The sequence below is a fragment of the Nitrincola salilacus genome (assembly GCF_046271865.1).
GTDB classification, from domain to species: domain Bacteria; phylum Pseudomonadota; class Gammaproteobacteria; order Pseudomonadales; family Balneatricaceae; genus Nitrincola; species Nitrincola salilacus.
The window spans coordinates 67,988-93,298 of record NZ_CP176580.1 but is presented as its reverse complement, the minus strand read 5'-3'; the positions used below and the strand labels follow the sequence as shown (position 1 = coordinate 93,298).

Below are 25,311 nucleotides of genomic sequence, written 5' to 3'. Positions count from 1 at the left end.
TCCGGTTCTCCTCGCTCAACCGCCCAGATAGGCAGCGATAACATCAGGGTTGTTGCGGATCTGTTCCGGAGTACCTTCCGCCAGTTTACGGCCATAGTTGAGCACCAGCAGGTAATCGGAGATCCCCATCACCAGCTTCATATCATGCTCCACCAGCACCACTGTAATACCCTGCTGTGCCACTTTACGGATCAGATCTTCCAGTGCTGCGGTTTCTGTGCCGTTAAGGCCAGCCGCAGGCTCATCCAGCAGGATCACCTTGGGATCTGCCGCCAGTGCACGCGCAATCTCAAGGCGCTTCAGTGCACCGTAGGACATGGCTGAAGCTTCGGTGTTCACATACTGTCCACAGCCGACAAACTCCATCAGCTCGATGGCGCGTTCACGGCAGGCTGCTTCGTCACGCAGCATCGATGGCAGGCGAAACAGTGTCGACAGGAAGTTGCTCTTGAGCTGCAGATGCCGCCCCAGCATGACGTTTTCCAGTGCAGACATATTCATGCAGATCTGCAGGTTCTGAAAGGTTCTGCACATGCCACGCTCGGCCAGCTGGTTAGGCTCCAGCCCGACGACAGACTCGCCGCGCAGCTTGATTTCACCCTTGGTCGGCGTGTAGATACCGGTGATCAGGTTGAACAGGGTGGTTTTGCCAGCGCCGTTCGGACCGATTACTGAGTAAACCTGGCCTGCATTAACGCTGAAGCTCAGACCCTCTACGGCATTCACACCACCGAAGGCTTTATCCAGGCCGATGACTTCGATCAGTGCACTCATACGCCCTCCTCCGGCTTCTTGCGCAGATATTTACGCCCCAGCCCTACAAAGGTTGGCAGCAGCCCTTTCGGCATGAAGATCATGGTCAGCATCAGGATCAGACCGAACATCATCATCTCCATCTCCTGAAAGTCTGCCAGTACCTGAGGCAGCAGCTTCAGCACCACCACGCCGAGAATAACCCCCAGTGTGGAGGCCATGCCACCCAGTACTACCATGGTGATCAGCACGATGGAGTGCTCGAAGGAGGCGATCTGTGGTGTGATGAATCCAGTGTAGTGGGCATAGAAGCTACCCATGATGCTGGCATACACAGCGGATATTACGAACACCATGCTTTTGAAACGGGCGGTATCAACACCTACCACGCGCGCCGCCACTTCGGAGCCATGCACCGAGCGCAGAGCACGACCGATCGGGGAGTCGATGATGTTCTGGGCAATCCAGACCGCCAACAGCAGCAATACACCGGCCAGCACATACCACAGGAAAGTGCCGCTCAGGGTCATGCCGAGAATCTGGTACTCATTGAACACATTCAGCTCGGCACCGAACAGCGACAGAGAGGGCACAACGATGCCGTCGGGGCCACCGGTGATCCAGCGCTCGTTATTGATGATGATGTAGATGATGAAGCCTACCGCCAGCGTCGCCATGGACAGATAATGTCCCTTAAGACGCAGGATCGGACGACCGACCACAAAGGCGATGATTCCAACCACCACTGCAGCAAGCAGCAGCACGGGAATCGGTGACCAGCCATACACACCAGTCATGATCGCACTCAGATAGGCGCCTACACCAAAGAAGGCGGCGTGACCGAGACTGATCTGGCCAGCAAAGCCTACCAGCAGGTTAAGACCCACAACGGTGGCGGCAATCAGCCCCATCTGGATCGCGATATCATAGTGAAAGTCGTTCTGCAGTCCGAAGGGGAGCACAATGATGATCAGTGCCAGCACCAGCAACCCGAACTGTCGTGACTGAAAAAGTGAATTCAACATCAGACACGCTCCACGACACGGCTGCCGAACATCCCTCTGGGCATGAAGAACAGCACCAGCAGGATCATCGAGAAGGCAACAGCGTCCTTATAATCAGAAGAGATGTAACCGGCTGTCATCGCCTCGACGATGCCCAGCGTGATACCGCCCACGACAGCGCCAACACCGCTGCCCAAGCCGCCCATCGCCGCAGCGACAAAGCCTTTCAGACCCAGCATGATGCCTATGTCGTAAGAGGTGAAGGTGATCGGGGCCACGGCAATACCGGCCATTGAACCAATAAGTGCAGACAACATGAACGCCAGCATCAGCACCAGTTGAGTACGAATACCCACCAGACGCGCTGCGTCTTTGTTCATGGAGGTCGCGAGAATCGCTTTGCCTATCAGCGTGCGTGTAAAGAAGAGCACCAGCAGCACGACCAGGATCGCGGCAATCAGCAACACCCAGATACTCTGGCTGTGCATGACGGCTCCACCGATACGCACCGGCTGATCACTGCCGAAACTTGGCATGACGTGATACTCCTTACCCCAGACAAGCTGTGCGACGCCACGGATAAAGATTGATGCACCAATGGTGATGATGATCAGAGTCACAACATTGGCCTGACGCGCAGGAGCAATGGCAAGGCGCTGCAGCGCAACACCCAGAATCCCGGCCAGAATGACAGCCAGAATAATGGCGATCGGCATGGGCAGGCCCATTCCCATCAGTGAAACAGTGGCCATGCCACCGATCATCAGGAACTCGCCCTGTGCGAAGTTGATCACATGGCTGGCGTTATAGATCAGGGTAAATCCCAGAGCAACCAGGGCATAGGTCGCCCCGATAGTGATACCGGTAAACAGGTATTGGAGGAATTCAGCAAGCATGGCAATGGCCCCATCAGGGTCAACCAAACCCCGAATGAGCATCATTGCTCATCGGGATCTGGTCTGTCTGTTTGTTACAAGGATTAGTCGACCAGGTTCCACTGACCGTCTTTTACTTCAAGGATGCGGAAGGAGTCAGCAGTCAGACCCATGTGATCTTCCGGTGACAGGTTGTAGATACCAGTCACACCGACATAGCCCTGAATATTCTCCAGCGCAGACCGCACCGCTTCACGATCAGTACTACCGGCCTGCTCGATCGCCATAACTGCCAGCATCAAGCCGTCATATGCGTAGGCACCAAAGGTGGACACCTGAGTGTTCCAATGAGCTTCGTACTCGGCTTTGTAGTTCTGAACCACGGCTTTCTGAGGATCGGTATCATCCAGTGAATCCGGAACCAGCAAAGGAGATGCAGGTAGACGCAGGCCTTCGGCCGCTTCGCCAGCCAACTCCAGGAAGCGATCAGACGCAACACCGTGTGACTGATAGAAAGGAAGATCGATACCCAGCTGCGCATAGTTACGTGTTACCAGAGCAGGACCCTGACCGAAGCCGAAGTTGAATACGGCTTCGACACCGGCATTACGGATACGGGTCAGCTGTGCGGTCATATCGGTATCGGATGGGCCATAGGTTTCATCAGCCAGAATTTCAATGCCGTAGTCTGCAGCGACTTCCAGAGTCTGGGTACGACCTGAACTACCGAAACCACCGGTATCGGAGATCAGACCCACTTTGGTGATACCGCGTGACTGCAGGTCAGCCAACACACGCTCAGCGGCCATGCGGTCTGACTGAGGTGTTTTGAAGACCCAGGTTTTGACCGGTTCGGTGATCACGATGGCGCCTGCCAGAGAGATGAACGGCGTGCGTGCCTGTTCGATCAGCGGCGCAGCCGACATGGTGGTACCGGTGGTGCTGCCACCAACGATGATATCCACACGGTCGTTACGTACCAGACGGCTGGCGAAGTTACGTGCCTGTGAGGCATCGCCGGCATCATCATAATGGATCAACTGCAGCTGACGGCCCAGTACACCACCATCAGCATTGATTTTTTCAACATACATTTCGAGGGTTTTCAGCTCAGGATCACCCAGAAATGATGCAGGACCTGTTGCAGACAGGAAGGAACCGATCTTGATCGGATCGCTGGCCTGAACAGAGGTTGCGAATATTCCAGCAGCCAGGGTCGCTGCAAGAAAACCGGCACGGCGGAAGATTTTCTTAGACATTATTTTTGTTCTCCAAAATCGGGGCAGTGTCTGCCCTCGTTTATTGTTACATGCAATGTTCGTTCGCTTTCTTGCGCCTGCTCAACATCCTGTCCAAGGCTTCAAGGCAGCCATAAAGTGACACACCAGATAAACAATATTAGAAACTATTGTATCAATACATCCATGTCAACTAGTAATTTAGGAGCATACTCAGCACTAGCGGTATATAGACCAATGATTTATACATTGAAAAACAATGATTTGTAGCGTTCTTTAATCAATAGTCGCCTTAAGCGATACAAAAAATTAAAAATATATGGTTGATGCGTATCAAATATTGGATATACTCGTGACATTCGGATTCAACCGCAGGTCGCCCGTACAACTGGAGCACAGAGTTCAGAACAACCTTGAGTCAAGGTTCAAGCTTAGTCTGGTCAGCGGTATCCAACAAACTTAGTAGCTAAAATGTTTGGAACTAAACTATTATTTCAAACTACACTTGCTCAAGGTGCCAACAAAGCAACAACAAGGTACAACCAGGTACAACAAGGCACCAACACTGAGTTGCTTCACTGAAAGGCTCCTTTCTGATGACGGTGAACCTTTCATAACTAATAAGATAAAGCGGGTTGCCCAATGTCGCAGAACCTTCTCGTGCAGGGACCGGTAAAAGGTGTTCGCATCCTTACCCTGCACCGCCCCGAAGCGCTGAATGCGCTGAATACCGCCCTGCTGGGTGAGATCTCTCTGGCACTGGATGAGGCAGAAGCCGACAGTGCCACCGGCGCCGTTGTGATCACCGGCGATGACCGTGCCTTTGCGGCCGGTGCCGATATCAATGAGATGGCCAGCCGCGATCTGGTTGGTATTCTGGAAGATCCCCGTCAGGCTCACTGGGCCCGTATCGCCCGTTTCAGCAAACCGCTGATCGCGGCCATCAATGGTTTTGCACTCGGCGGTGGTTGTGAGCTGGCGATGCATGCCGACATTCTGATTGCCGGCGAAAACGCTCGCTTTGGCCAACCCGAAATCAATCTTGGCATCATGCCCGGTGCTGGAGGCACGCAGCGCTTGTTGCGCGCCGTTGGGCAATCGATGGCGATGCAGATGGTTCTGACTGGCGAGCAGATCAGCGCGAAACGTGCACTGGAAGCTGGATTGATCAGTGAAATCTGTGTTCCCGAACTGACCCTGGAAAGAGCTACCAACATCGCGCAGATCATCGCTGCCAAGGCTCCCCTTGCTGTGCGTCTTGCCAAAGAAGCGATCCATAAAGCGGCTGATGCCGATCTGGCGACAGGCCTGCGCTTTGAGCGCCATGCCTTCACCATTCTGGCAGGCACTGAGGACCGCAAAGAGGGACTGGCGGCTTTTCAGGAGAAGCGCAAGCCGGTCTTTACTGGTAAGTAGTACTCGTAAAAGTAGTACTGGCAAGTAGCACCGGTAAGTAGTAGCTGCCATCACTGATTACGCGCCGTAAGTTTGACCACTGCGGCCAATGAATAACAGAAAGATAACAAGGATTCAGCCATGAGCGAACAGACCATTCTTCTGGAGATCGAACAGGGTGTTGCATTACTCACCCTTAACCGCCCCGGTAGCCTGAACAGCTTCAATGCTGACATGCACGCCGAGATGCGCAGTGCGATCAGCCAGATCAGAAAGAACCCCGAAGTCCGCGCACTGCTGATCACAGGCGCTGGCCGTGGTTTCTGTGCCGGGCAGGATCTGTCTGACCGTAATGTCGCCCCGGGTGCCGAAGTACCTGATCTGGGTGAGTCGATCGAGAAGCGTTACAACCCGCTGCTGCGCAGCCTGCGCGACCTGCCGATGCCAGTGATCTGCGCCGTCAATGGTGTCGCAGCAGGTGCCGGTGCCAATATCGCTCTGGCCTGCGACATCACACTGGCAGCCCGCTCCGCCAGCTTTATTCAGGCATTTTGCAAGATCGGTCTGATCCCGGACTCCGGTGGCACCTGGAGCCTGCCTCGCCTGGTAGGCATGGCACGTGCCAAGGCGCTGGCGATGCTGGGCGATAAGATCAGCGCTGAGCAGGCCGCATCCTGGGGCATGATCTGGCAGTGTGTTGACGATGAACAACTGATGGACGAAGCCCTGAAGCTGGCACGCCATCTGGCCAGCCAGCCCACTGCCGGTCTGGCACTGATCAAGCGTGCACTGAATGCCAGCATGAGCAACAGCTTTGATGAGCAGTTGGATCTGGAGCGTGATCTGCAACGTCTGGCCGGGCGCACAGAAGATTATCGCGAAGGCGTTGCCGCTTTCATTGAGAAACGCAAACCGGAATTCAAGGGGCGCTGAGATGAACGCATTGGATAAAGAGATAGTCATCGCCGTGATAGGCGCCGGAGCCATGGGCTCGGGTATTGCACAGATCGCCGCTCAGGCAGGCCATCAGGTATTTCTGCAGGATCAGCGTGCGGGTGCTGCCGAGCAGGGCAAGGCTGGTGTTGCCGCACAACTGCAAAAGCGCGTCGATAAGGGCAAGATGGAAGCTGCCGAACTCCAGGCACTGCTGGATCGTATTCACCCGGTTGACAGCCTGGGTGAAGTGGCCTCGGCGGGTCTGGTGATCGAAGCGATCATCGAAGATCTGTCGATCAAGCAGCAGTTGCTCGCACAACTGGAAGAGCTGTGTGAAGACGATACGATCCTGGCCACCAACACCTCATCCATCTCGGTGACGGCGCTGGCTGCAAAAATGCGCCTGCCTGAGCGACTGGTCGGCATGCACTTTTTCAATCCGGCGCCGCTGATGGCTCTGGTTGAGGTGGTATCCGGTCTGGCGACCAGCAAAACCGTTGCTGATACCATCTATGCCACCTCTATAGCCTGGGGTAAGAAGCCGGTACATACCACCTCAACACCCGGCTTCATCGTCAATCGCGTGGCGCGCCCCTTCTATGCCGAGGCGCTGCGCCTGCTGCAGGAAGGCGCGGCCGATGTCGCGACGATTGATGCCATCGTGCGCGAAGCTGGTGGTTTTCGCATGGGCCCCTTCGAGCTGATGGACCTGATTGGCCACGACGTCAATTATGCCGTCACCAACTCCGTGTTCGACGCCTATTATGGCGACCCACGCTTTCAACCTTCGCTGATTCAGAAAGGTCTGGTGGATGCCGGCCATCTCGGTCGCAAGAGCGGTCGTGGTTTCTACAACTATGCCGAGGCTGCCGAGAAGCCCCAGCCCGCGACGGCAACCGCCAGCGGTGAAGGCGATTCCGTACTGGTGGTCGAGGGGGATATCGGCCCTGCGAGTGCTCTGATCGACCGTCTTCAGGCCTGTGGTATTCAGGTAGCACAGCGTGAGGGCGCCGGCTTGCTGCGCTTCGGCGAAGCGACGCTGGCCCTGACCGATGGTCGCATGGCCACCGAGCGCGCCAGAGACTCAGGTATTCGTGATCTGGTGCTGTTCGATCTGGCGCTGAACTACGCCACCGCCAGCCGTCTGGCCCTCAGCGTCAGCCTGTCTGCATCTGACAAGGCGCGTGATGATGCCATACGTCTGTTCCAGAGCGCAGGTATCAGTATCAGTTTGATCGAAGATGCGCCAGGCATGGTGGTGATGCGCACCGTCGCGATGCTGGCGAATGAAGCCGCCGATGCCGTGCTGCAGGGCGTATGCAGCGTTGCCGATGTCAATCTGGCGATGTGCGCAGGCGTGAACTATCCCGAGGGGCCATTAAGCTGGGCCTCTCGACTGGGCAAGGGGCGCATCTATCAGGTGCTGCAGCATATTCAGGCCAGCTACGCTGAGGATCGTTATCGCCCCTCGTTACTGCTGCGTCGTGACTACTACAGCCCGCACAGCCTGATCGGATAACCGGTTTAAATGCTGAATGCTCAACACTTGGCTGTTTTTCAGGAATCTGTTTTGAGGAATCTATGAGCGAACTATCTCCACAGCAACTGGCCGAGGCCTGCGCCGAAGCGATGTATTCACGCGATATGGCGAGCCAGAATCTGGGCATGAAGATTGAATCAGTCGGCCCCGGCCGTGCCGTTCTGAGCATGAAAATCACCGATGAGATGATTCAGGGGCATGACTCCTGCCACGGTGGCTATATTTTCACGCTGGCAGATTCGACGTTCGCCTTTGCCTGCAACACCTATGATGAAGCCACCGTTGCATCCGGCTGCAGTATTGAATATCTGGCCCCCGGCAAATCCGGCGACCTGCTCACCGCTATTGGCGAAGAGAGAAGCCGCAGTGGCCGTACCGGCGTTTATGACATCACGGTTCAGAATCAGCACGGCAAGACCGTCGCTCTGTTCCGTGGCAAGTCTTATAAAGTGCGCGGCAGTGTTCGCCGCCTGGAGGAAACCGCATGACCACCCTGTTACAAGATGCCTATATCATCGATGCCGTGCGTACGCCGGTTGGCCGCTACGGCGGCGCCCTGTCCAGCGTCCGTGCCGATGATCTCGGTGCCATTCCGATCAAGGCACTGATGGCACGCCACCCGGATCTGGACTGGTCAAAAGTGGATGATGTGCTCTATGGCTGCGCCAACCAGGCCGGTGAAGATAACCGCGACGTTGCACGCATGTCCGCTCTGCTGGCGGGTTTGCCGGTCGATGTACCGGGTGGCACCATCAACCGCCTGTGCGGTTCGGGTATGGATGCAGTGGGTACAGCTGCGCGTGCGCTGCGCGGTGGCGAAACCGATCTGATCATTGCCGGTGGCGTCGAGTCCATGTCCCGCGCACCGTTTGTCATGGGTAAAGCAGATCAGGCGTTCAGCCGCCAGGCAGAGATCTTCGACACCACCATCGGCTGGCGTTTCATCAATCCGTTGATGAAACAGCAGTACGGCGTCGACTCCATGCCCGAAACAGCTGAAAACGTCGCCGCAGATTTCAATATCTCGCGTGAAGATCAGGACGCCTTTGCTCTGCGCAGTCAGCAGCGCACCGCCGTCGCACAGAAGAATGGTCGCCTGGCACAGGAGATCACGCCGGTAAGCATCCCACGTCGCAAGCAGGAGCCGCTGATCGTCGATACCGACGAGCATCCACGTGAAACCACGCTGGAACAGCTGGCAAAACTGCCGACGCCTTTTCGTGCTGGTGGCAGCGTCACCCCGGGTAACGCTTCTGGCGTCAATGATGGTGCCTGTGCACTGCTGATGGCCAGTGCCGAGGGCGTCAAGCGCTTTGGTCTGAAACCACGTGCACGCGTGGTGGCCATGGCCACTGCCGGGGTAGAGCCTCGCATCATGGGTATCGGCCCTGCTCCAGCGAGCCGCAAGGTGCTGGAAAAAGCGGGTCTGACGCTGGCTGATATGGATGTGATCGAACTCAACGAAGCCTTTGCCGCACAGGCTCTGGCCGTGTTGCGCGATCTCGGCTTGCCGGATGATGCCGAGCACGTCAATCCGAACGGTGGCGCCATCGCGATGGGTCACCCTCTGGGTATGAGCGGCGCCAGGCTGATCACGACAGCGCTGCACGAACTTGAACAACGTCAGGGACGATATGCACTGTGCACCATGTGTATCGGTGTCGGTCAGGGCATTGCACTGATCATTGAACGCGTTTGACCCCTATCGACTGACAGGAAATATAATATGAATTCGCCATCCAAATTTCAGGGCGCCCTCGACCCTCTGGAAACTGCCAGCCTTGATGAGCTACGCCATGTTCAGTTGCAGCGTCTGCGCAGCACACTGGCTCACGCTTACAAGAACGTGCCTTTTTACCGCAAGGCTTTTGATGACAAGGGCCTGCATCCACTGGATATCCATTCGCTGGAAGATCTGGCCAAGGTGCCCTTCACCACCAAGACGGATCTGCGCGACAACTATCCATTCGGCATGTTTGCCACGCCGATGAGTGACGTGGTGCGCGTACATGCGTCCAGCGGCACCACCGGCAAGCCTACTGTTGTCGGCTACACGCAGAATGATATCGATACCTGGGCTTCCGTTGTCGCGCGCTCAATCCGCGCAGCGGGTGGCTCCAAAGGTGACAAGGTGCATGTCGCTTATGGCTATGGCCTGTTCACTGGTGGTCTTGGCGCACACTATGGTGCTGAGCGCCTGGGCTGCACCGTGATCCCGATGTCGGGTGGCCAGACTGAGAAACAGGTGCAGCTGATCCGTGACTTCGAACCGGATATCATCATGGTGACCCCCTCTTACATGCTGAACATTGCCGATGAGATGGATCGCCAGGGCCTGGATCCACACAAACTGGCCCTGCGTATCGGTATCTTCGGTGCCGAGCCCTGGACAGGCAGCATGCGCAAGGAGCTGGAAGAGCGCCTGGGCATCGACGCACTGGATATTTATGGTCTGTCTGAAGTGATGGGACCCGGTGTTGGTCAGGAGTGTATCGAAACCAAAGATGGCCCGACCATCTGGGAAGATCACTTCTATCCTGAGATCATCGATCCTAACACAGGCGAAGTCCTGCCCGACGGCGAGTATGGTGAGCTGGTGTTCACCTCTCTGACCAAGGAAGCCCTGCCGATTCTGCGCTACCGCACCCGCGACCTGACCCGTCTGCTGCCGGGTACCGCGCGTCCGATGCGTCGCATCGACAAGATCACCGGCCGCAGCGATGACATGCTGATTATCCGTGGCGTCAATGTCTTCCCGACTCAGGTGGAAGAGCAGATCCTTAAAATGTCACAACTTGCACCACACTATGAGATAGAAGTGTATCGCGATGGACATATGGACAGCGTGATCGTACGGGTTGAGCTGAAGTCAGAAGCCTCTCCTGATGGTGACGATCTGCGCAATCAGGTCAGCACTGAACTGCGTCATCACATCAAGTCCTACATCGGTATCAGCACCAAGATTGAAGTGTTGAATCCAGGCAGCATTGCCCGCTCCGAAGGTAAGGCGAAGCGAGTGTTTGACCGCAGAAAGCAGCCGTAGCACAAAGAGCGATGGTACTGCTATAGCACGTGTTTATAGCAGGCACTGAGCCCTCTCAGACAGGTTAAGGTTTACTTCATCAGGTAAGGATGCCCTTTCAACCCCGCCAACTGGCGGGGTTTTTTTATGCCTACCATCTGCAGAAATGCCGCTTATCATACCCCTTGCTGCTGCTCCTGAATCGCACTCACAAGGGCACTCACACGTACGATTCAAAATGACAATCCATCAGGCTGATCAACCTGGCCAATCGCTTAATCAGCGACCACCTTTTAATCAGAATACTGATCCAGATCAACAAATATTTATGATACATATTTTATTATTTGGTTAATTATTTATGTGTCATAAATAAGACAAACTATCGCCTTCGGGCCAACTTAATAAGAAACAGAGGATCCAGACATGGCTAAAAATGAAAAGCTTGCCAAAACCATGGAGTTCCCACCCGAAACGCCCCAGCCAAATATCTACCCGCTCTCCTGGCACGCCAAAACCGGCAAGATGGAAGAGATCTGGGATGCCGCCCAGCGCGAAAACTGGGATCCGAAGCACCTGCCCTGGGACACGCTGGATGTCGAGTCCTACAGCTGGGAAGAGCGCGAAGCGATCGCCTACTGGTGGACACTGCTGTCTGTGTTTGATGCCTCAGCGCCTCCGGTCTTTGCCGAAGCTTTCATCAAAACCTATGAAGACCATGAAGAGGACCCTGTCCGTCGCTGCTTCTTCTCCGTTACCCGTGACGAGCAGAACCATGAGCAGATGTGCGGCCTGGCCATCACCAAGTTCCTCGGCCATACCGATCCACTGACCTATGAGCCGAAAACAGAACTCGGCAAGCGTCTGCAGAAAAACGCCAAGTGGCTCTACTACAACGGTGGCCGTTACTGGAATGGCTATAAAGAAGCTGTGCCCAAATACTCTCTGGCTGTGCTGTTCAGCTCCTTCCTGATGGGTGAGATCGCTGCAGCGACCATCTTCAAGCAGATGCACGATAATTCGCACGAACTGGTGTTCAAGGAAGCTTTCCGCAATATCGGCCGTGATGAAGGACGCCATATGGCGATCTGCATGGCACTGATGGAGCGCGACTATCCTGGCCTGACTACTGAAAACCGTTCACTGGTCACCAAACAGATCCGTGCTGGCTATCTGTTCCTGTCTGCGGTGCTGTTCGAACCACCCATGGAGTTCTGGGATCTGCCGGAAGACTTCATCAGCAATCAGCGCGAAGGTGAAGAGGTGGCACGCGGTGCCGGTTTCGGTATCCCGAGCTATGAAGCGAAAAAAGAGAACTGGCGTAATGCGATGCTGAACCTGAAAGGGGTTCTGGATCGTTACGACATCCCCTTCCCTGCAATCCCTGAAGTGGGTATCAGCGGTGAAGAGGTCAATGATGTCGATCTGGAAAACATCATTCCTGTCTTCTGATTTCGACTATCTCTGAAACACACGCAGGGTATCTGTCAGATTCGACAGATACCCTCCTCAACCTGATAGCTGAGGCTGTTCATGCAGAAAATCCGTCTACATCCATCCGGCAGAGAGGTCGAATACCAGCAGGGTGATACCGTCCTCGGTGCGCTGGAAAAAGCAGGCTACGCTCTGCCCAATAACTGCCGGGCCGGCGCCTGTGGCGAATGCAAGGTCAAGGTGATCTCCGGTCAGTTTGATCAGGGCATGGTGCTGGATATGGCACTCAGCCAGGAGGAGCGCCGTGAGGGCTATGGTCTGATGTGCATGGCCAAATCCCTGTCTGATGAATTGACTATCGAGTGGGGCACAGAAGATGCCAAACCGAAGCTTTTCCCCCCGCGCGAAAACCAGCGTTATCTGGTGACAGACCGTATTCAGCGCACACCCAGCATACTAGAGTTGCGCCTGCGCCCCCTTGGCCAGATCATGCGTTACTGGCCGGGGCAGTACGTCACGCTGGGTAACCCGTCTGCCGGGATTCCAACCCGCTGTTACTCCATCGCCAATGCTCCACGCCCAGATGGTGAAATCACCCTGCAGATCACTCAGGTGGAAGCCGGTAAAACCAGCAACTGGGTGCATAATGATCTGACGACAGGAGATATGGTGGCGCTTGCAGGCCCCTATGGCACGTTTATCGGTGATCTGGCGCTACAGACACCCGTACTGTGTCTCGCCGCAGGATCAGGTCTGGCACCGATCCTGTCACTGACAGAAGCGGCAATGCGCCGTGAGTACCGCAAACCCGTGACCTTGATGTTTTCCGCACGCCATGAAGCCGATATCTATGACAAGGGTCTGATGCGTTTCTGGGAAACCAAGCACCGTAACTTTCGCTTTAAACCCACGCTGACCCGTGAGGAGGTTGATGGCTATCTGCATGGCCGCCTGCCCAAAGTTTTGCCACAGGTGTTTGATGACCTGTCGGCTCACAGCATATTCATTGCCGGCAGTCCTGAGTTTGTGCAGCAGTGCACCGAAGCCGTCAAGGCACTCGGCGCGCAGGAAGAGATGATCTATACCGAAGGATACTTTGATCAGGCGCTGCCTCAGACGGCACCGGCCAGTCATCTGGTTTCCTGATACTTCCCCGATCTATTTTTTACCAGATCCTGAGCCAGACTCAGGGTCTGGCCTGGCTCTTCAACCTTTTGAGCTCGACCTCCTGAGCCCGACCGCCAATGCCCGGATATCCTGTCACTGGATACGCTCACCCGCCCCCCTGCGCTGAATGTCAGAAACGCACAACATTAGTGATAACAAATATTCATATTAATGTATCACTAAGGTCTATCTTATCCATATGCACACATCTCGTCAGCATTGCTTTAGCACCTGTTTTTCATGGAGAAATTTCGATTTCATGTTGATTCTGGCGTGATTGTGTTCTGAATCAGACACAATAGATGCTTCAGATTAACGCGATACATAAAATCATTTCTTGATATTAATTAGGTATCATATTACATTAATCACATTGATGGCCCTGCGAAACTGGGCTATATAAAAGTAACTGCCGAATAAAAATACGACAAAACGTTTCACTGGAGAGCAGACTATGTACGCCCAACTTGTCGAAACCGGAAGCAAGCGTCTCAAGACCCTGGAAGAGATGGGACCTGAAGAGCGCGCTTTTCAGGAAAAGATCGATGCCGAAATCAAGATCGAGCCCAAGAACTGGATGCCAGACAGCTACCGCAAAACGCTGATCCGCCAGATCTCCCAGCACGCACACTCCGAAATCGTCGGCATGTTGCCCGAAGGCAACTGGGTGACACGCGCCCCGAGCCTCAAGCGCAAGCTGCAGCTGATGGCCAAAATTCAGGATGAAGCCGGACATGGCCTTTATCTTTACAGCGCCATGGAAACGCTCGGTGCCGATCGCGATGAAGAGGTTGAGAAACTGCATACTGGCAAGGCCAAGTACTCCAGTATCTTCAACTATCCAACACTGAACTGGGCCGATATCGGCGTGGTTGGCTGGCTGGTCGACGGTGCCGCGATTGTCAACCAGGTACCGCTGCAGCGCACCTCTTATGGCCCCTATGCACGTGCCATGGTGCGAGTCTGCAAAGAGGAAAGCTTCCATCAGCGTCAGGGCTACGAAATTCTGCTGACCATGATGCAGAAGGGTAACGACGCACAGAAAGCGATGGTTCAGGATGCGATCAATCGCCTCTGGTGGCCAGCACTGATGATGTTCGGGCCGCGCGATGATGATTCCCCCAACTCCGCACAGTCGATGGCGTGGAAGATCAAACGTCACACCAATGACGAACTGCGTCAGCGCTTTATCGATCAGACCGTGCCACAGCTTGAACTGCTCGGCTGTACCGCGCCTGATCCGGAACTGAAATTCAACGAAGAAACCGGTCATTACGACCACGGTGATATCGAGTGGCAGGAGTTCTACGACGTGATTCAGGGCAATGGCCCCTGCAACCGTGATCGTATCGCCACACGCAAAAAAGCTATTGATGAGGGTGCCTGGGTGCGTGAAGCCGCAGCCGCCTATGCCGAAAAGCAGAAACAGCAACATCAAGCCGCATAATTGTCAGGAGAATAAGAAATGTCAGTCTGGTCACTCTATGAAGTTTTCGTGCGCAGCAAGCACGGCCTGAACCACAAGCATGTCGGCAGCGTTCATGCAGCAGATGCTGAAATGGCGCTTGAGAACGCACGTGAGCTGTACACACGCCGCAGCGAAGGCGTCAGCATCTGGGTTGTACCCTCCAACAACATCACCGCGTCATCCCCGGATGACAAGGAAGCTTTGTTCGACCCATCCGACGACAAGGTTTACCGTCATGCCAGCTTCTACAAGCTGCCTGACGAAGTCGGCCACATGTGAGGAGACAGCCTGTGACACAGCAAGAAGCATTGCAACAGTACCTGCTGCGCCTCGCAGACAGCGACATGGTTCTCGGCCAGCGCCTGTGTGAGCTTTGCGGCCACGCGCCGGCCCTCGAAGAGGAACTGGCCCTGATGAACCTGGGTCTGGATCTGATCGGTCAGGCACGCAACTGGTATGAATATGCCGCCGAACTCGAAGGCAAAGGCCACGACGCCGATTATCTGGCGTTCCGCCGGGATGCCGGGGAGTTTCGTAACCTGCTGCTGGTAGAGCAACCCAATGGCGACTACGCCATGACCATGGCACGCCAGTTCTTCTTTGATGTCTGGCACTATCACACCCTGCAGGCACTGGTGAACTCCTCCGATGAGCGCATTGCTCAGGTGGCCGGTAAGGCGATCAAAGAGGTGACCTATCATCTGCGTCGCTCCATCGAATGGATGAAGCGTCTGGGTAACGGTACTGAAGAGAGCCATCAGCGTATGGAAGTCGCCGTCGAAGAGCTGTGGCGCTTCACCGGTGAACTGATTGAAGCGGATGAGGTGGACCAGATGATGGCCGACGCCGGCATCGGAGCCGACCTTGATACGGTGAAACAGGCCTGGCAGCAGATGGTACGTGATGTGCTGACCGAAGCGACGCTGACACTGCAGGATGAAAATGCCTGGATGCATGTGGGTGGCAAGCGCGGCATCCACACCGAACACCTGGGCTTCCTGCTTGCCGAAATGCAGTTCCTGCCACGAGCTTACCCCGATGCTGTCTGGTAAGCATCCGATGGACAGTCTGATCGCCAGTGATCGGATCCCGGCTAACGCCTCGGGCGAGCGCCTGAGCATCGAGCAGCTCTGGCAGTTGCTCGATGAGGTCAAGGATCCGGAAGTGCCGGCGATCAGTGTCGTTGAACTGGGCGTGGTGCGCAGTATCGAGTGGCAGGATGAGACGTTGCATGTCTGCGTTACACCCACCTACTCGGGCTGCCCGGCCACCGAGCTGATCGAGCAGATGATTCAGTCTGCGCTGGAGCAGGCAGGGCTCAGGCAGTTCCAGTTGGAAACCCGACTGGCGCCCGCCTGGACGACCGACTGGATAACACCGGCAGGCCGTGAAAAGCTGCGCGAGTTTGGCATAGCGCCTCCTCAGGGCAGCGCCAGCAAGCTGAGCCTGATGGGGCATTCCGAAGTGATCGTGTGCCCTCACTGCAACAGCCAGCACACGGAACAGGTCAGCGAGTTCGGCTCCACCGCCTGCAAGGCGCTGTACCGTTGCAGGGACTGCCTGGAACCCTTTGATTATTTCAAATGCATCTGAGCCGAAGCTACATGACACCTGTCTGTCATGGCTTCTGTCGGCCAAAGCAACAAGAATTCAGAAGAGAAATCGCATGAGCCAATTTCACGCTTTAACGATCCGGGAAGTCAAACCCGAAACCCGCGATGCTGTCTCCATCGCCTTTGATGTGCCTGTAGAACTGCAGGACGCTTTTCGCTTCACCCAGGGTCAGCACCTGACAATTCGTACCCAGCTCGAAGGTGAAGAGGTGCGTCGCTCCTACTCCATCTGTGCGGCTGTGGACGAAAGCGAGCTGCGCGTGGCCGTTAAACGTGTTGCTGGCGGGCTTTTCTCCAACTACGCCAATGATGACCTGAAAGCGGGCCAGACACTGGATGTGATGCCACCCACCGGCCACTTCTATGTTGAACTGGACCCGGCGCGCGAAGGTGACTATCTGGCAGTGGCTGCTGGCAGCGGTATCACACCGATTCTGTCAATCATCGGCACCACTCTGAAGACTGAGCCCAAAAGTAAGGTAACCCTCTTTTACGGCAACCGCTCCACCAACAGCACACTGTTCCGTGAGAAGCTGGAAGACCTGAAGAACCGCTATATGGGCCGCTTCAATCTGGTTTTCATTTTCAGCCGCGAGCAGCAGGATATCGATCTGTATAACGGTCGTATCACAGCTGAGAAGTGTGACGCGCTGTTCGACCGCTGGGTCAAGGTGGATAACCTGACCGGCGCGTTCATCTGTGGCCCTCAGGAGATGACCGAAGTGGTCAGCGACTCTCTGACTCGCCACGGCCTGGCGAAGGAGAAGGTTCATTTTGAGCTCTTCACACCTGCCGGTGGTGCACCAAAATCCCGTCAGGAGCGTGCCGATGTTCAGATAGATCCGGCCGCTGTGAGTGAGATCACTGTGATTGCCGATGGTCGTCAGATCAGCTTTGAACTGACCCGCAACACCAAGAGCATCCTTGATGCAGGTAATGATTCAGGCGCGGACCTGCCATACTCCTGCAAGGCCGGTGTCTGCTCAACCTGCCGTGCCAAGGTTGTGGAAGGTGAAGTGGAGATGGATGCCAACTTTGCGCTGGAAGACTATGAGGTGGCCGCTGGCTACGTCCTGTCATGCCAGTGCTACCCAGTGACCGACAAGGTCGTGCTGGATTACGATCACTGATCCCCTTGTGCGGGTAGGGCGCTCTTTTCAGCGCCCTACCCGCCCTTTTCCTTTGCCAGCATAATTGTCATGGTGGCAAAACTCTTATATCCGATTCCACTCAAGCAGCAAGTGCCGTTATACAATGGCAATGAAATACGACTATGCTGTTATTTTTCCCATTTCATCCGGTTCCAATATGACTCCTGTTTCGACTCAGACCCGCCTTGATCTCAAAGGGACCTGGCTGGGCTTTAAACGCCTGCTGCCTCTATCGCTGTTTGTCATAGCATTCGGGCTGGCCTTCGGTATGGCGGCGACACAAAGCGGCCTGAGCACCTTCGAAGCGATGCTGATGAGTGCACTGGTATTTGCCGGCGCCTCTCAGTTCGGCGCACTGGAACTCTGGGGACCTCAGGTGCCGGTCGTGGCGCTGATGATAACCACCTTTGCGATCAATGCCAGACACCTGCTGATGGGCGCTTCGCTCTACCCCTGGCTGCGTGAGTTACCCACAGGCCGTCGTTACGCCATTCTGACCGTGATCAGTGACGCCAACTGGGCGATGGCCGCGCAGGACTATCAGCGCGGAGAGCGCAACCTTGGCATCCTGCTGGGAGGCGGCCTTGCGCTCTGGTCAACCTGGATGATCGGCACACTGCTCGGCATGGTGTTCAGTACCGGTATTAAAGACCCCTACAGCCTGGGACTGGATATGGTGCTGGGCTGCTTTTTGTTATCGATGGCACTCGGGGGTAACAAAACCCCCAGAACGCTGGTGATCTGGTGCGTGGCGGCCCTGACCTCTCTGGCGGCGTTTATCTGGCTGCCACCCAACACACACGTGATTGTCGGCGCATTATCAGGCGGGCTGGTCGGAGCTTTCTGGCTGGATCGCAAGGCTACCGCAGGAGACTCAGATGCTGACGCTTGAAACCACAGCAACCGGTACTCTGCTGCTGATCGTCATCATGGGACTGGTGACACTGCTGACTCGCGTCGGTGGTGTGCTGATCATGTCTTTTGTACCGATTAATCAACGTGTCGAGGGTTTCATCAACGGCATGTCTGGCTCGGTGTTGATCGCCATCCTGGTACCGATGGCGTGGCAGGGCGATACCGGTGCACGCATGGCGCTGCTGGTGACCTGTATCATGATGTTTGTGATCAAGAAGCCGCTGCCAGCCATTACCGCGGGCATAGCAACAGCTGCTCTGTGGCGTTTTTTCTTCTGACGTGTCAGATGGAGAAACGCTTCACCAGCACCTCCAGTTGACCGGCTGTCTGGTTAAGATTCTCACTGGCTGACACATTCGCGTCCACGGCCACATTCGCCTGATTGGATTGCTCACGCACGCTGATGATGCCCTGATTGATCGACTGCAACTGCTCAAGCTGCGTTTGAGTAACCGCTCCAATCTCCAGGTTGAGACGACTGATGGTGGCGACACTCTCAATCACTGAGTCCAGTGCCACCGCCACTGTCTGCGTCGCTTCCACGTTTTTGTCTACCTGTGACAAGCCACTCTTGATCGCATCAGCGCCACGATCTGCGCTGTTCTGCAGCTGTTCTATCAGCCCCTGAATCTCGATGGTGGCTTCGCCGGTACGCTGCGCCAGCTGACGTACCTCATCGGCCACGACGGCAAAACCACGCCCATGATCACCCGCTCTGGCCGCTTCTATTGCAGCATTGAGCGCCAGCAGGTTGGTTTGTTCCGAGATACTGCGAATAACCTCAAGTACTGTGCCGATATTGTCACTGTCTTTCTTCAACGACAGAATCGCGGTATTGGCTTTGGTGACGGTTTCAGCCAGGTGCCCCATTTCGGTCTTGGCAAAGGCAACGCCCTGCTGGCTCTGTTTGATCGACTCGTCTGCTGTTTTGGCCGTGTCTGCAGCGAAGGATCCACTGTCGGCCACTGACTGCACCAGCTCAGCAAGCGAAGAGGTCGATTCTTCTATCGCCTGTTCGCTGTGCTGCTGCTGTATCAATGCCTGTCGGGTCTTGACCGAGGTGTCCTTCATTACCTGAGCGCTGTCGGTGATCTGCCGACCGGCCCGGGTCATATCCATTACGTTCTGTCGCAGGCTATCGATCAACTCATTCACCGACTGGATCACATTACGCAACTCGCCGACGGCGCCGGTCTGATCCACAGAGGTGCGCAGATCATTCTGAGTGACACGACGCACACCCGATACGAAGTGGGACAAAGGTTTAACGATCAGGCGCTGCAGGAACAGCCCTGCCAGCAGGCTCGCCAGCAAAGCAATGATGCAGAGTGTCAGCAGCACCACAGGTATGATTTCGGCATTGCGTCGAGCTTCCTCGGCACGGCTGTCGGCCTCACCCAGTCGTTCGATCTGATCGCCCGATACCGCACGCTGCATGGTGCTGACAGACTGATCAATACTCTGTTCAACGCGAGGGATCACCTCAAGTGAAGCAGTCAGCTCCATCAGCGTGGCAGACAGCTCGCTGGTCATGGTGGCTGATGCCTCGGTGGAGCTGTTTACCAGCTCCAGTGCAGATGCCAGCACCCTGGCCGACTCAACACTGGCATCCTGTTGAGCCTGAGCGGCTTCCTGTGTTTGAATCGCCAGTTGATTAGCCTCTTCGGCTGTGCGGTTGGCCAGCTCCAGACTGCCGGTCTGAATTTTGTCGGCCAGCTCTATGATCCCTTCGACCGACTGGACTATCTCTCGCCCTAGCGTGTTACGGGCAAAAGATGGTTCCATATTTGAGAACTTTCTGACCTGGCTGCGAAAGGGGCGCAGTAATCGTTTCATCTGCACCAGATGCTGGCGGGTATCATCTGTGGCATCAACATTAAAAAGCGCACTGGTGATCGCGGCAAGGCCACGGTTAATATACTGCAGATTTTCTTCGATCGACTCAAAAGCCCCTTCTTCACCCTGACCCAACTTGTAAAAATCGATCAGCGTTTGAAGAGCTCGCTGGTTAATCAGTTGCGAAGAGGTGATCATTGAGTGCATCGGACCGGACACCAGCTCCAGATTAGATGCGATCTGTCCTGTGACATGACTGATCGCCGCGACACTCTCATTCTGCTTTTCTGCCACCATCTGCAGTTCCTGCAACCCGGCGTCGATCTGCTCACTGGCCTGACTGCCTTCGGCCAGTCGGCTCTCAAGCTGGCTCAAACGCTGCAATGAGGATTGCGCTTCGGACAGCTGCCCGATCTGTTTCTCTATATCACCGAGCACCGTGATCGATTGCCGCATATTTTCGGCAACGCTTTCGGTTTCGCTGCGGAGAAAGGTCAGATCGTCACTGAGTTGGTTGGTGCTGAACAGTGCAAAGATACCGGTTACCAGCAGCAGGAAGAGCACTGCACCGAACAGGGCGTTTATAATAAAACGTATCGACAGGCTGGATAACATAGGCACTTGATCTCTAATGCTATGGTTCATCTGACTATAGCATAATCAGTTGGTTATACTATTTCTGATTACGACATTTCTGCTTTACAAAACTATAGCGCATATCGAGATCAGCGCTGCAAGTCCGACTGCCAACCTCTCTATCACTCTAAGGAGTGGAGGTACAGCCGGTCTTGCAGAATCCTATGCCATGCTTCACTTATCCTCTGGTTGTCGTCTGCTATCACTCCAGATCCGGCAACTGACGCCTGCGCTTCTCTTCTGAGCGCCGCATCAGATACCAGCCGATAAAGGCTGCAATAGACACCGCCAGTATGATCAGGGTAGCCAGCGCATTGATCTTGGGCGATACCCCCAACCGGACTGACGAGAACACCAGCATCGGTAGCGTTGTTGCGCCGGGGCCTGACACGAAGCTGGCGATGACCAGATCATCCAGCGACAGGGTGAAGGCCAGCAGCCAACCGGATATCAATGCTGGCGCGGTCATTGGCAGGGTGATCAGGAAAAAGGTCTTGAAGGGTGTGGCGCCAAGATCCATCGCTGCTTCTTCAATCGACAGATCCACTTCACGCAGACGCGATGAAACCACGACTGCGACATAGGCGCTGCAGAAGGTGGTGTGGGCTATCCAGATGGTGGCGACACCACGATCCGCCGGCCAGCCGATGATTTGCGCCATATGCACGAACAACAGCAAAAGCGACAGGCCCGTGATCACTTCCGGCATGACCAATGGTGCCGTGATCATGCTGGAGAGCGCCGTACGCCCGCGAAAGCGGCGGAATCGGGTCATCACAAATGCCGCCAGTGTACCGATACAGACCGCCATACTAGCGGAGTAGAACGCAATCTTGAGACTGGTCCAGACAGCCGACAGCAACTGCTGATCCCGGAACAACTCGAAGTACCATTGCGTCGAAAATCCAGCCCAGACCGTTACCAGACGTGAGGCATTGAATGAATAGAACACCAGAATGAGCATGGGTACATAGAGAAACAGCAGCCCCAGTACCAGCATCACGGTAGAGAAATGTGGTTTTTTCATCTTATTCACTCTTCTCCAGTTCGCGCGACTGATAACGGTGGAACAGGATGATTGGAATGATCAGTATGCCGAGCATCACAATCGCCAATGCTGATGCCACAGGCCAGTCTCTGTTATTGAAGAACTCTTCCCACAGCACCTTGCCGATCATCAGCGTATCAGGCCCACCCAGCAGTTCAGGAATGACGAACTCACCCACCGCTGGAATAAAGACCAGCATGGAACCCGCGATCACTCCACCCTTCGACAGCGGTAAGGTAATCTTCCAGAAGGTGTTGAGCGAACGTGAGCCCAGGTCGGAAGCAGCCTCCAGCAAACTTCTATCCAGCTTCACCAGGTTGGCATAAAGTGGCAGTATCATGAAGGGCAGATAGGCATATACGATACCGATCACCACCGCGATATTGGTATTCATGATTCTCAGCGGCTCGTTGATCACCCCGAGCCAGAGTAGAAAATTATTCAACAAACCCTGATTGCTCAGTATCCCCATCCAGGCATACACCCTGATCAGAAAGGAGGTCCAGGAGGGCAGCATCACCAACAGCAAGAGTACCACCTGCGTCTGAACCGGCGCACGGGCGATGGCATAGGCCATGGGATATCCGAGCAGCAAACAGGCCAGGGTCGAGATGAACGCAATCTTCAGTGAACCCCAGTAAGCCGACACATAGAGTGAGTCAGTTGCCAGAAACAGAAAATTGCCGAAATTCATCACCAGTGTCAGCGTATCACTGGCGTACTGGAGCACCGGCTGATAAGGCGGTATCGAAATCGCAGCGGATGAAAAGCTGATCTTCAGCACCAGTGCAAATGGCAGCAGGAAAAACAGCGAAAGCCACAGGAAGGGGATCGCAAAGACCAGCGTTCGCCCCTTTGGCTTCAGACGTTTGAGTTTGTTTGCCAATTTACTCATCTGCGAACCATCCTTTTATTGCCAGAGTACGACTGGACTGGTTGATTCCCAGCTGATGTACACCTTGTCTTCCCAGGTGGGACGGTCGCCACGACGCTCGATATTTGCCATGCTGGCCTGTACGATCATGCCGCTTTCGAGGCGCACATAGTAAACCGATACACCACCGAGGTAAGCGATGTCGTGGATCACGCCAGATGACCAGTTATGTGGTTCAGGAGGTTGCTCCCGCGTGATCAAGGTCTTTTCGGGTCGTATCGCGAGCCAGACCTTACGATCCTGCGCGGCCGTACTGATACCATGACTGATAAAAACCGGGGTACTGAGCGCATCACTCATCAAGGTGCAGCTGTCTGCCTCATCCTCGGTGATCTGTGCTTCAAACATGTTCACCGAACCGATGAATTCCGCAATCATGCGACTGTTCGGGCTTTCATAGATATCCATCGGCGAGCCAACCTGCGCGATCCAGCCATCAGACATGATCGCAATACGCCCTGCCATGGTCATCGCCTCTTCCTGGTCATGTGTGACGAGGACACAGGTCACGCCGACTTTTTCCAGAATATCGACTACCTCCAGCTGCATCTGGGTCTTCAGTTTTTTATCCAGCGCCCCCATCGGCTCATCCAGCAACAGCAGCTTGGGGCGTTTGGCCAGAGAACGAGCCAGTGCCACACGCTGACGCTGACCACCGGACAGCTGCATCGGCTTGCGCTTGGCAAAGGTCTCCATCTTGACCAGCTTGAGCATTTCAGCGACACGCTCACTTATCTCGCTTTTGCTCATGCGATCCTGCTTCAGGCCAAAGGCAATGTTCTGCTCCACGCTCATATGCGGAAACAGAGCATAGGACTGAAACATCATATTGATCGGGCGCTCATACGGAGGCAGGTCGGTGATATCCCTGCCATCCAGCAGGATGCGTCCCTGTGTGGGTTTTTCGAAGCCTGCCAGCATTCTAAGCAGCGTTGACTTACCTGAGCCTGAGCCACCCAACAAGGCAAAGATCTCGCCGCGTGGGATATCAAGACTGACATTATCAACCGCCAGCGTTTCATCAAACTGCTTGCTGACACCTTCAATTCTCAACAGCACTTCAGCGGTTGCTGGTTTCGCCGTTGGTTTTTTAATCTCGCTAGCTGCTTCTGCCATTAGCAAAAACTCCGGTCACGGACGGACATGAACATCCCGACATGAAAAAGTGAAAAGCCAGCCCGGTCAGCAACTCATTGTTGCTGCCGGGTCTCAGGGCATATTAACGTCCGGATTTAACTCGGTTCCAGGTGCGCGTAATCACACGCTGGGTATCCAGAGGGCGTTCTTTGGCAATATACAGCTTGGAGATAACCTCCTCCGTCGGATAGATAGAAGGATCAGACAGCACCTCAGAGTCTACAAGCTGATCTGCAGCACTGTTAGGATTGGCATACATCACGTAGTTGGTGATATCGGCAATGATCTCAGGCTGCAGCAGGAAGTTGATCAGTGTATGGGCATTTTCTTTGTTCGGTGCATCGTTAGGAATCGCGAGCATATCGAACCACAGAGCAGCGCCCTCTTTAGGAATGGTGTAAACGATCACATTGCCATTACCAGCTTCATCAGCACGATCCGCTGCCTGGAATATATCTCCCGAGTAGCCGGCACCAACACAGATATCACCATTCGCCAGATCAGAGATATAGCGTGATGAGTGGAAGTAAGTAATGTGAGGTCTGACTGAGGAGATCACCTCCGCCGCTTTGGCAAAATCATCCGCCTCGTTGCTGTTCGGATCAAGCCCCAGGTATGCCATTGCTGCCGGCAACATCTCATCACCCGAATCCAGCATGGAGATACCGCAACCTGCTGCAGCCAGCTTGGCTGTGATCTCAGGGTCGAACATCAGTGCCCAGGAGTTAACTGGCGCATCATCACCCAGAATTTCCAGTACTCGCCCTTCGTTATAACCATAGCCATTGGTACCCCACAGGTAGGGTACGGAATACTGGCTGCCCGGATCGATGGATACCATCTGCGCCATCAGATCTGGATTGAGATTAACCATATTCGGTAACAGGGAGTGATCAAGCTTTGCAAAGGCACCCGCACTGATCTGCTTGGTCAGATAGTGATTGGATGGCACCACCAGGTCATAACCGGAACGACCGGACAGCAGTGCAGCCTCCAGCACTTCGTTGCTGTCAAAAACATCATAGGTGACACTGATGCCGGATTCTGCAGTGAATTTCTCCAGCGTATCCTCAGCAATGTAGTCAGACCAGTTATACACCCTGACCTCATTGGCATTTACAACTCCGGCACCAAACGCCAGCGCCATGGATGTGGTCAGTACAGCCTTCCTGAAATGTCGGATCATGTTGTTACCTCTCAGCATTAGGG

Annotated in this window: 24 protein-coding genes; 15 read left to right on the top strand and 9 right to left on the bottom strand. The window is 54.9% G+C overall.

The features are described from left to right. Positions 1-15: 15 nt before the first annotated feature. The 4 genes from ACK3CJ_RS00415 to ACK3CJ_RS00400 all read right to left on the bottom strand — a co-directional run bounded on the left by ACK3CJ_RS00415 (position 16) and on the right by ACK3CJ_RS00400 (position 3,891). Positions 16-774 carry an ABC transporter ATP-binding protein gene (locus ACK3CJ_RS00415; protein WP_409524445.1) on the bottom strand — a complete coding sequence of 253 codons (759 nt, stop codon included), beginning with the start codon at positions 772-774 and terminating at the stop codon, positions 16-18. Next, positions 771-1,778 carry a branched-chain amino acid ABC transporter permease gene (locus tag ACK3CJ_RS00410; protein ID WP_409524444.1) on the bottom strand — a complete coding sequence of 336 codons (1,008 nt, stop codon included), beginning with the start codon at positions 1,776-1,778 and terminating at the stop codon, positions 771-773. Before ACK3CJ_RS00410 ends, ACK3CJ_RS00415 begins: the two co-directional genes overlap by 4 nt. After that, positions 1,778-2,653, bottom strand: a complete 876-nt coding sequence (locus ACK3CJ_RS00405) for a branched-chain amino acid ABC transporter permease (RefSeq protein ID WP_409524443.1) — start codon at positions 2,651-2,653, stop codon at positions 1,778-1,780. The genes ACK3CJ_RS00410 and ACK3CJ_RS00405 overlap by 1 nt, the downstream gene beginning before the upstream one ends. Positions 2,654-2,736: 83 nt before the next feature. Continuing rightward, complete coding sequence (locus ACK3CJ_RS00400) at positions 2,737-3,891, bottom strand: ABC transporter substrate-binding protein (RefSeq protein WP_409524442.1); 1,155 nt, start codon at positions 3,889-3,891, stop codon at positions 2,737-2,739. Positions 3,892-4,512: 621 nt separating this feature from the next. Here ACK3CJ_RS00400 and paaF point away from each other — a divergent pair. From paaF to ACK3CJ_RS00325, 15 genes are all read left to right on the top strand, one after another. Further along, entirely contained in the window at positions 4,513-5,286 is a 774-nt protein-coding gene (gene paaF / locus ACK3CJ_RS00395) for a 2,3-dehydroadipyl-CoA hydratase PaaF (protein WP_409524441.1), read from the top strand. Between the two features lie 120 nt (positions 5,287-5,406). Further along, entirely contained in the window at positions 5,407-6,198 is a 792-nt protein-coding gene (paaG, locus tag ACK3CJ_RS00390) for a 2-(1,2-epoxy-1,2-dihydrophenyl)acetyl-CoA isomerase PaaG (protein WP_409524440.1), read from the top strand. Position 6,199: 1 nt separating this feature from the next. After that, a complete protein-coding gene (paaH, locus tag ACK3CJ_RS00385) occupies positions 6,200-7,720 on the top strand; it encodes a 3-hydroxyacyl-CoA dehydrogenase PaaH (RefSeq protein ID WP_409524439.1) in 1,521 nt (506 codons plus the stop codon). Positions 7,721-7,782: 62 nt separating this feature from the next. Next, positions 7,783-8,229, top strand: a complete 447-nt coding sequence (paaI, locus tag ACK3CJ_RS00380) for a hydroxyphenylacetyl-CoA thioesterase PaaI (RefSeq protein WP_409524438.1) — start codon at positions 7,783-7,785, stop codon at positions 8,227-8,229. Continuing rightward, a complete protein-coding gene (pcaF, locus tag ACK3CJ_RS00375) occupies positions 8,226-9,440 on the top strand; it encodes a 3-oxoadipyl-CoA thiolase (RefSeq protein WP_409524437.1) in 1,215 nt (404 codons plus the stop codon). Before paaI ends, pcaF begins: the two co-directional genes overlap by 4 nt. 27 nt (positions 9,441-9,467) lie before the next feature. After that, positions 9,468-10,784: a phenylacetate--CoA ligase PaaK gene (paaK, locus tag ACK3CJ_RS00370; RefSeq protein WP_409524436.1), complete on the top strand. Its 1,317-nt coding sequence runs from the start codon at positions 9,468-9,470 to the stop codon at positions 10,782-10,784. A gap of 405 nt (positions 10,785-11,189) precedes the next feature. Then, on the top strand, positions 11,190-12,215 hold the full coding sequence (locus tag ACK3CJ_RS00365; RefSeq protein ID WP_409524435.1) for a hypothetical protein: 1,026 nt from the start codon (positions 11,190-11,192) through the stop codon (positions 12,213-12,215). An 81-nt stretch (positions 12,216-12,296) separates the two neighbouring features. Next, the gene (locus ACK3CJ_RS00360) at positions 12,297-13,343 is read left to right on the top strand and encodes a 2Fe-2S iron-sulfur cluster-binding protein (protein ID WP_409524434.1); all 1,047 of its coding nucleotides are present in this window, start codon (positions 12,297-12,299) and stop codon (positions 13,341-13,343) included. Positions 13,344-13,818: 475 nt separating this feature from the next. Beyond that, positions 13,819-14,811 (top strand): 1,2-phenylacetyl-CoA epoxidase subunit PaaA, encoded by a 993-nt coding sequence (gene paaA, locus ACK3CJ_RS00355; RefSeq protein WP_409524433.1) that lies wholly within the window; start codon positions 13,819-13,821, stop codon positions 14,809-14,811. An 18-nt stretch (positions 14,812-14,829) separates the two neighbouring features. Further along, positions 14,830-15,111: a 1,2-phenylacetyl-CoA epoxidase subunit PaaB gene (gene paaB / locus ACK3CJ_RS00350; protein WP_151704906.1), complete on the top strand. Its 282-nt coding sequence runs from the start codon at positions 14,830-14,832 to the stop codon at positions 15,109-15,111. An 11-nt stretch (positions 15,112-15,122) separates the two neighbouring features. Next, the gene (gene paaC / locus ACK3CJ_RS00345) at positions 15,123-15,884 is read left to right on the top strand and encodes a 1,2-phenylacetyl-CoA epoxidase subunit PaaC (protein ID WP_409524432.1); all 762 of its coding nucleotides are present in this window, start codon (positions 15,123-15,125) and stop codon (positions 15,882-15,884) included. Further along, entirely contained in the window at positions 15,871-16,425 is a 555-nt protein-coding gene (gene paaD, locus ACK3CJ_RS00340; RefSeq protein ID WP_409524431.1) for a 1,2-phenylacetyl-CoA epoxidase subunit PaaD, read from the top strand. Before paaC ends, paaD begins: the two co-directional genes overlap by 14 nt. 73 nt (positions 16,426-16,498) lie before the next feature. Continuing rightward, positions 16,499-17,575 (top strand): 1,2-phenylacetyl-CoA epoxidase subunit PaaE, encoded by a 1,077-nt coding sequence (gene paaE / locus ACK3CJ_RS00335; protein WP_409524430.1) that lies wholly within the window; start codon positions 16,499-16,501, stop codon positions 17,573-17,575. Between the two features lie 124 nt (positions 17,576-17,699). Beyond that, on the top strand, positions 17,700-18,488 hold the full coding sequence (locus tag ACK3CJ_RS00330) for an AzlC family ABC transporter permease (protein WP_409524429.1): 789 nt from the start codon (positions 17,700-17,702) through the stop codon (positions 18,486-18,488). Beyond that, positions 18,475-18,789: an AzlD family protein gene (locus ACK3CJ_RS00325; RefSeq protein ID WP_409524428.1), complete on the top strand. Its 315-nt coding sequence runs from the start codon at positions 18,475-18,477 to the stop codon at positions 18,787-18,789. Before ACK3CJ_RS00330 ends, ACK3CJ_RS00325 begins: the two co-directional genes overlap by 14 nt. Before the next feature lie 4 nt (positions 18,790-18,793). Here the strand turns inward: ACK3CJ_RS00325 and ACK3CJ_RS00320 are convergent, their stop codons facing one another. From ACK3CJ_RS00320 to ACK3CJ_RS00300, 5 genes are all read right to left on the bottom strand, one after another. Continuing rightward, entirely contained in the window at positions 18,794-20,962 is a 2,169-nt protein-coding gene (locus tag ACK3CJ_RS00320; protein ID WP_409524427.1) for a methyl-accepting chemotaxis protein, read from the bottom strand. Positions 20,963-21,185: 223 nt separating this feature from the next. Continuing rightward, positions 21,186-22,010 (bottom strand): ABC transporter permease subunit, encoded by an 825-nt coding sequence (locus ACK3CJ_RS00315; protein ID WP_409524426.1) that lies wholly within the window; start codon positions 22,008-22,010, stop codon positions 21,186-21,188. A 1-nt stretch (position 22,011) separates the two neighbouring features. Then, positions 22,012-22,926, bottom strand: coding sequence for an ABC transporter permease subunit (locus tag ACK3CJ_RS00310; RefSeq protein ID WP_409524425.1), 915 nt, complete (start codon positions 22,924-22,926; stop codon positions 22,012-22,014). A 15-nt stretch (positions 22,927-22,941) separates the two neighbouring features. Beyond that, entirely contained in the window at positions 22,942-24,081 is a 1,140-nt protein-coding gene (gene potA / locus ACK3CJ_RS00305) for a polyamine ABC transporter ATP-binding protein (RefSeq protein ID WP_409524424.1), read from the bottom strand. A 103-nt stretch (positions 24,082-24,184) separates the two neighbouring features. Continuing rightward, entirely contained in the window at positions 24,185-25,288 is a 1,104-nt protein-coding gene (locus tag ACK3CJ_RS00300) for a polyamine ABC transporter substrate-binding protein (protein WP_409524423.1), read from the bottom strand. Positions 25,289-25,311 lie beyond the last annotated feature (23 nt).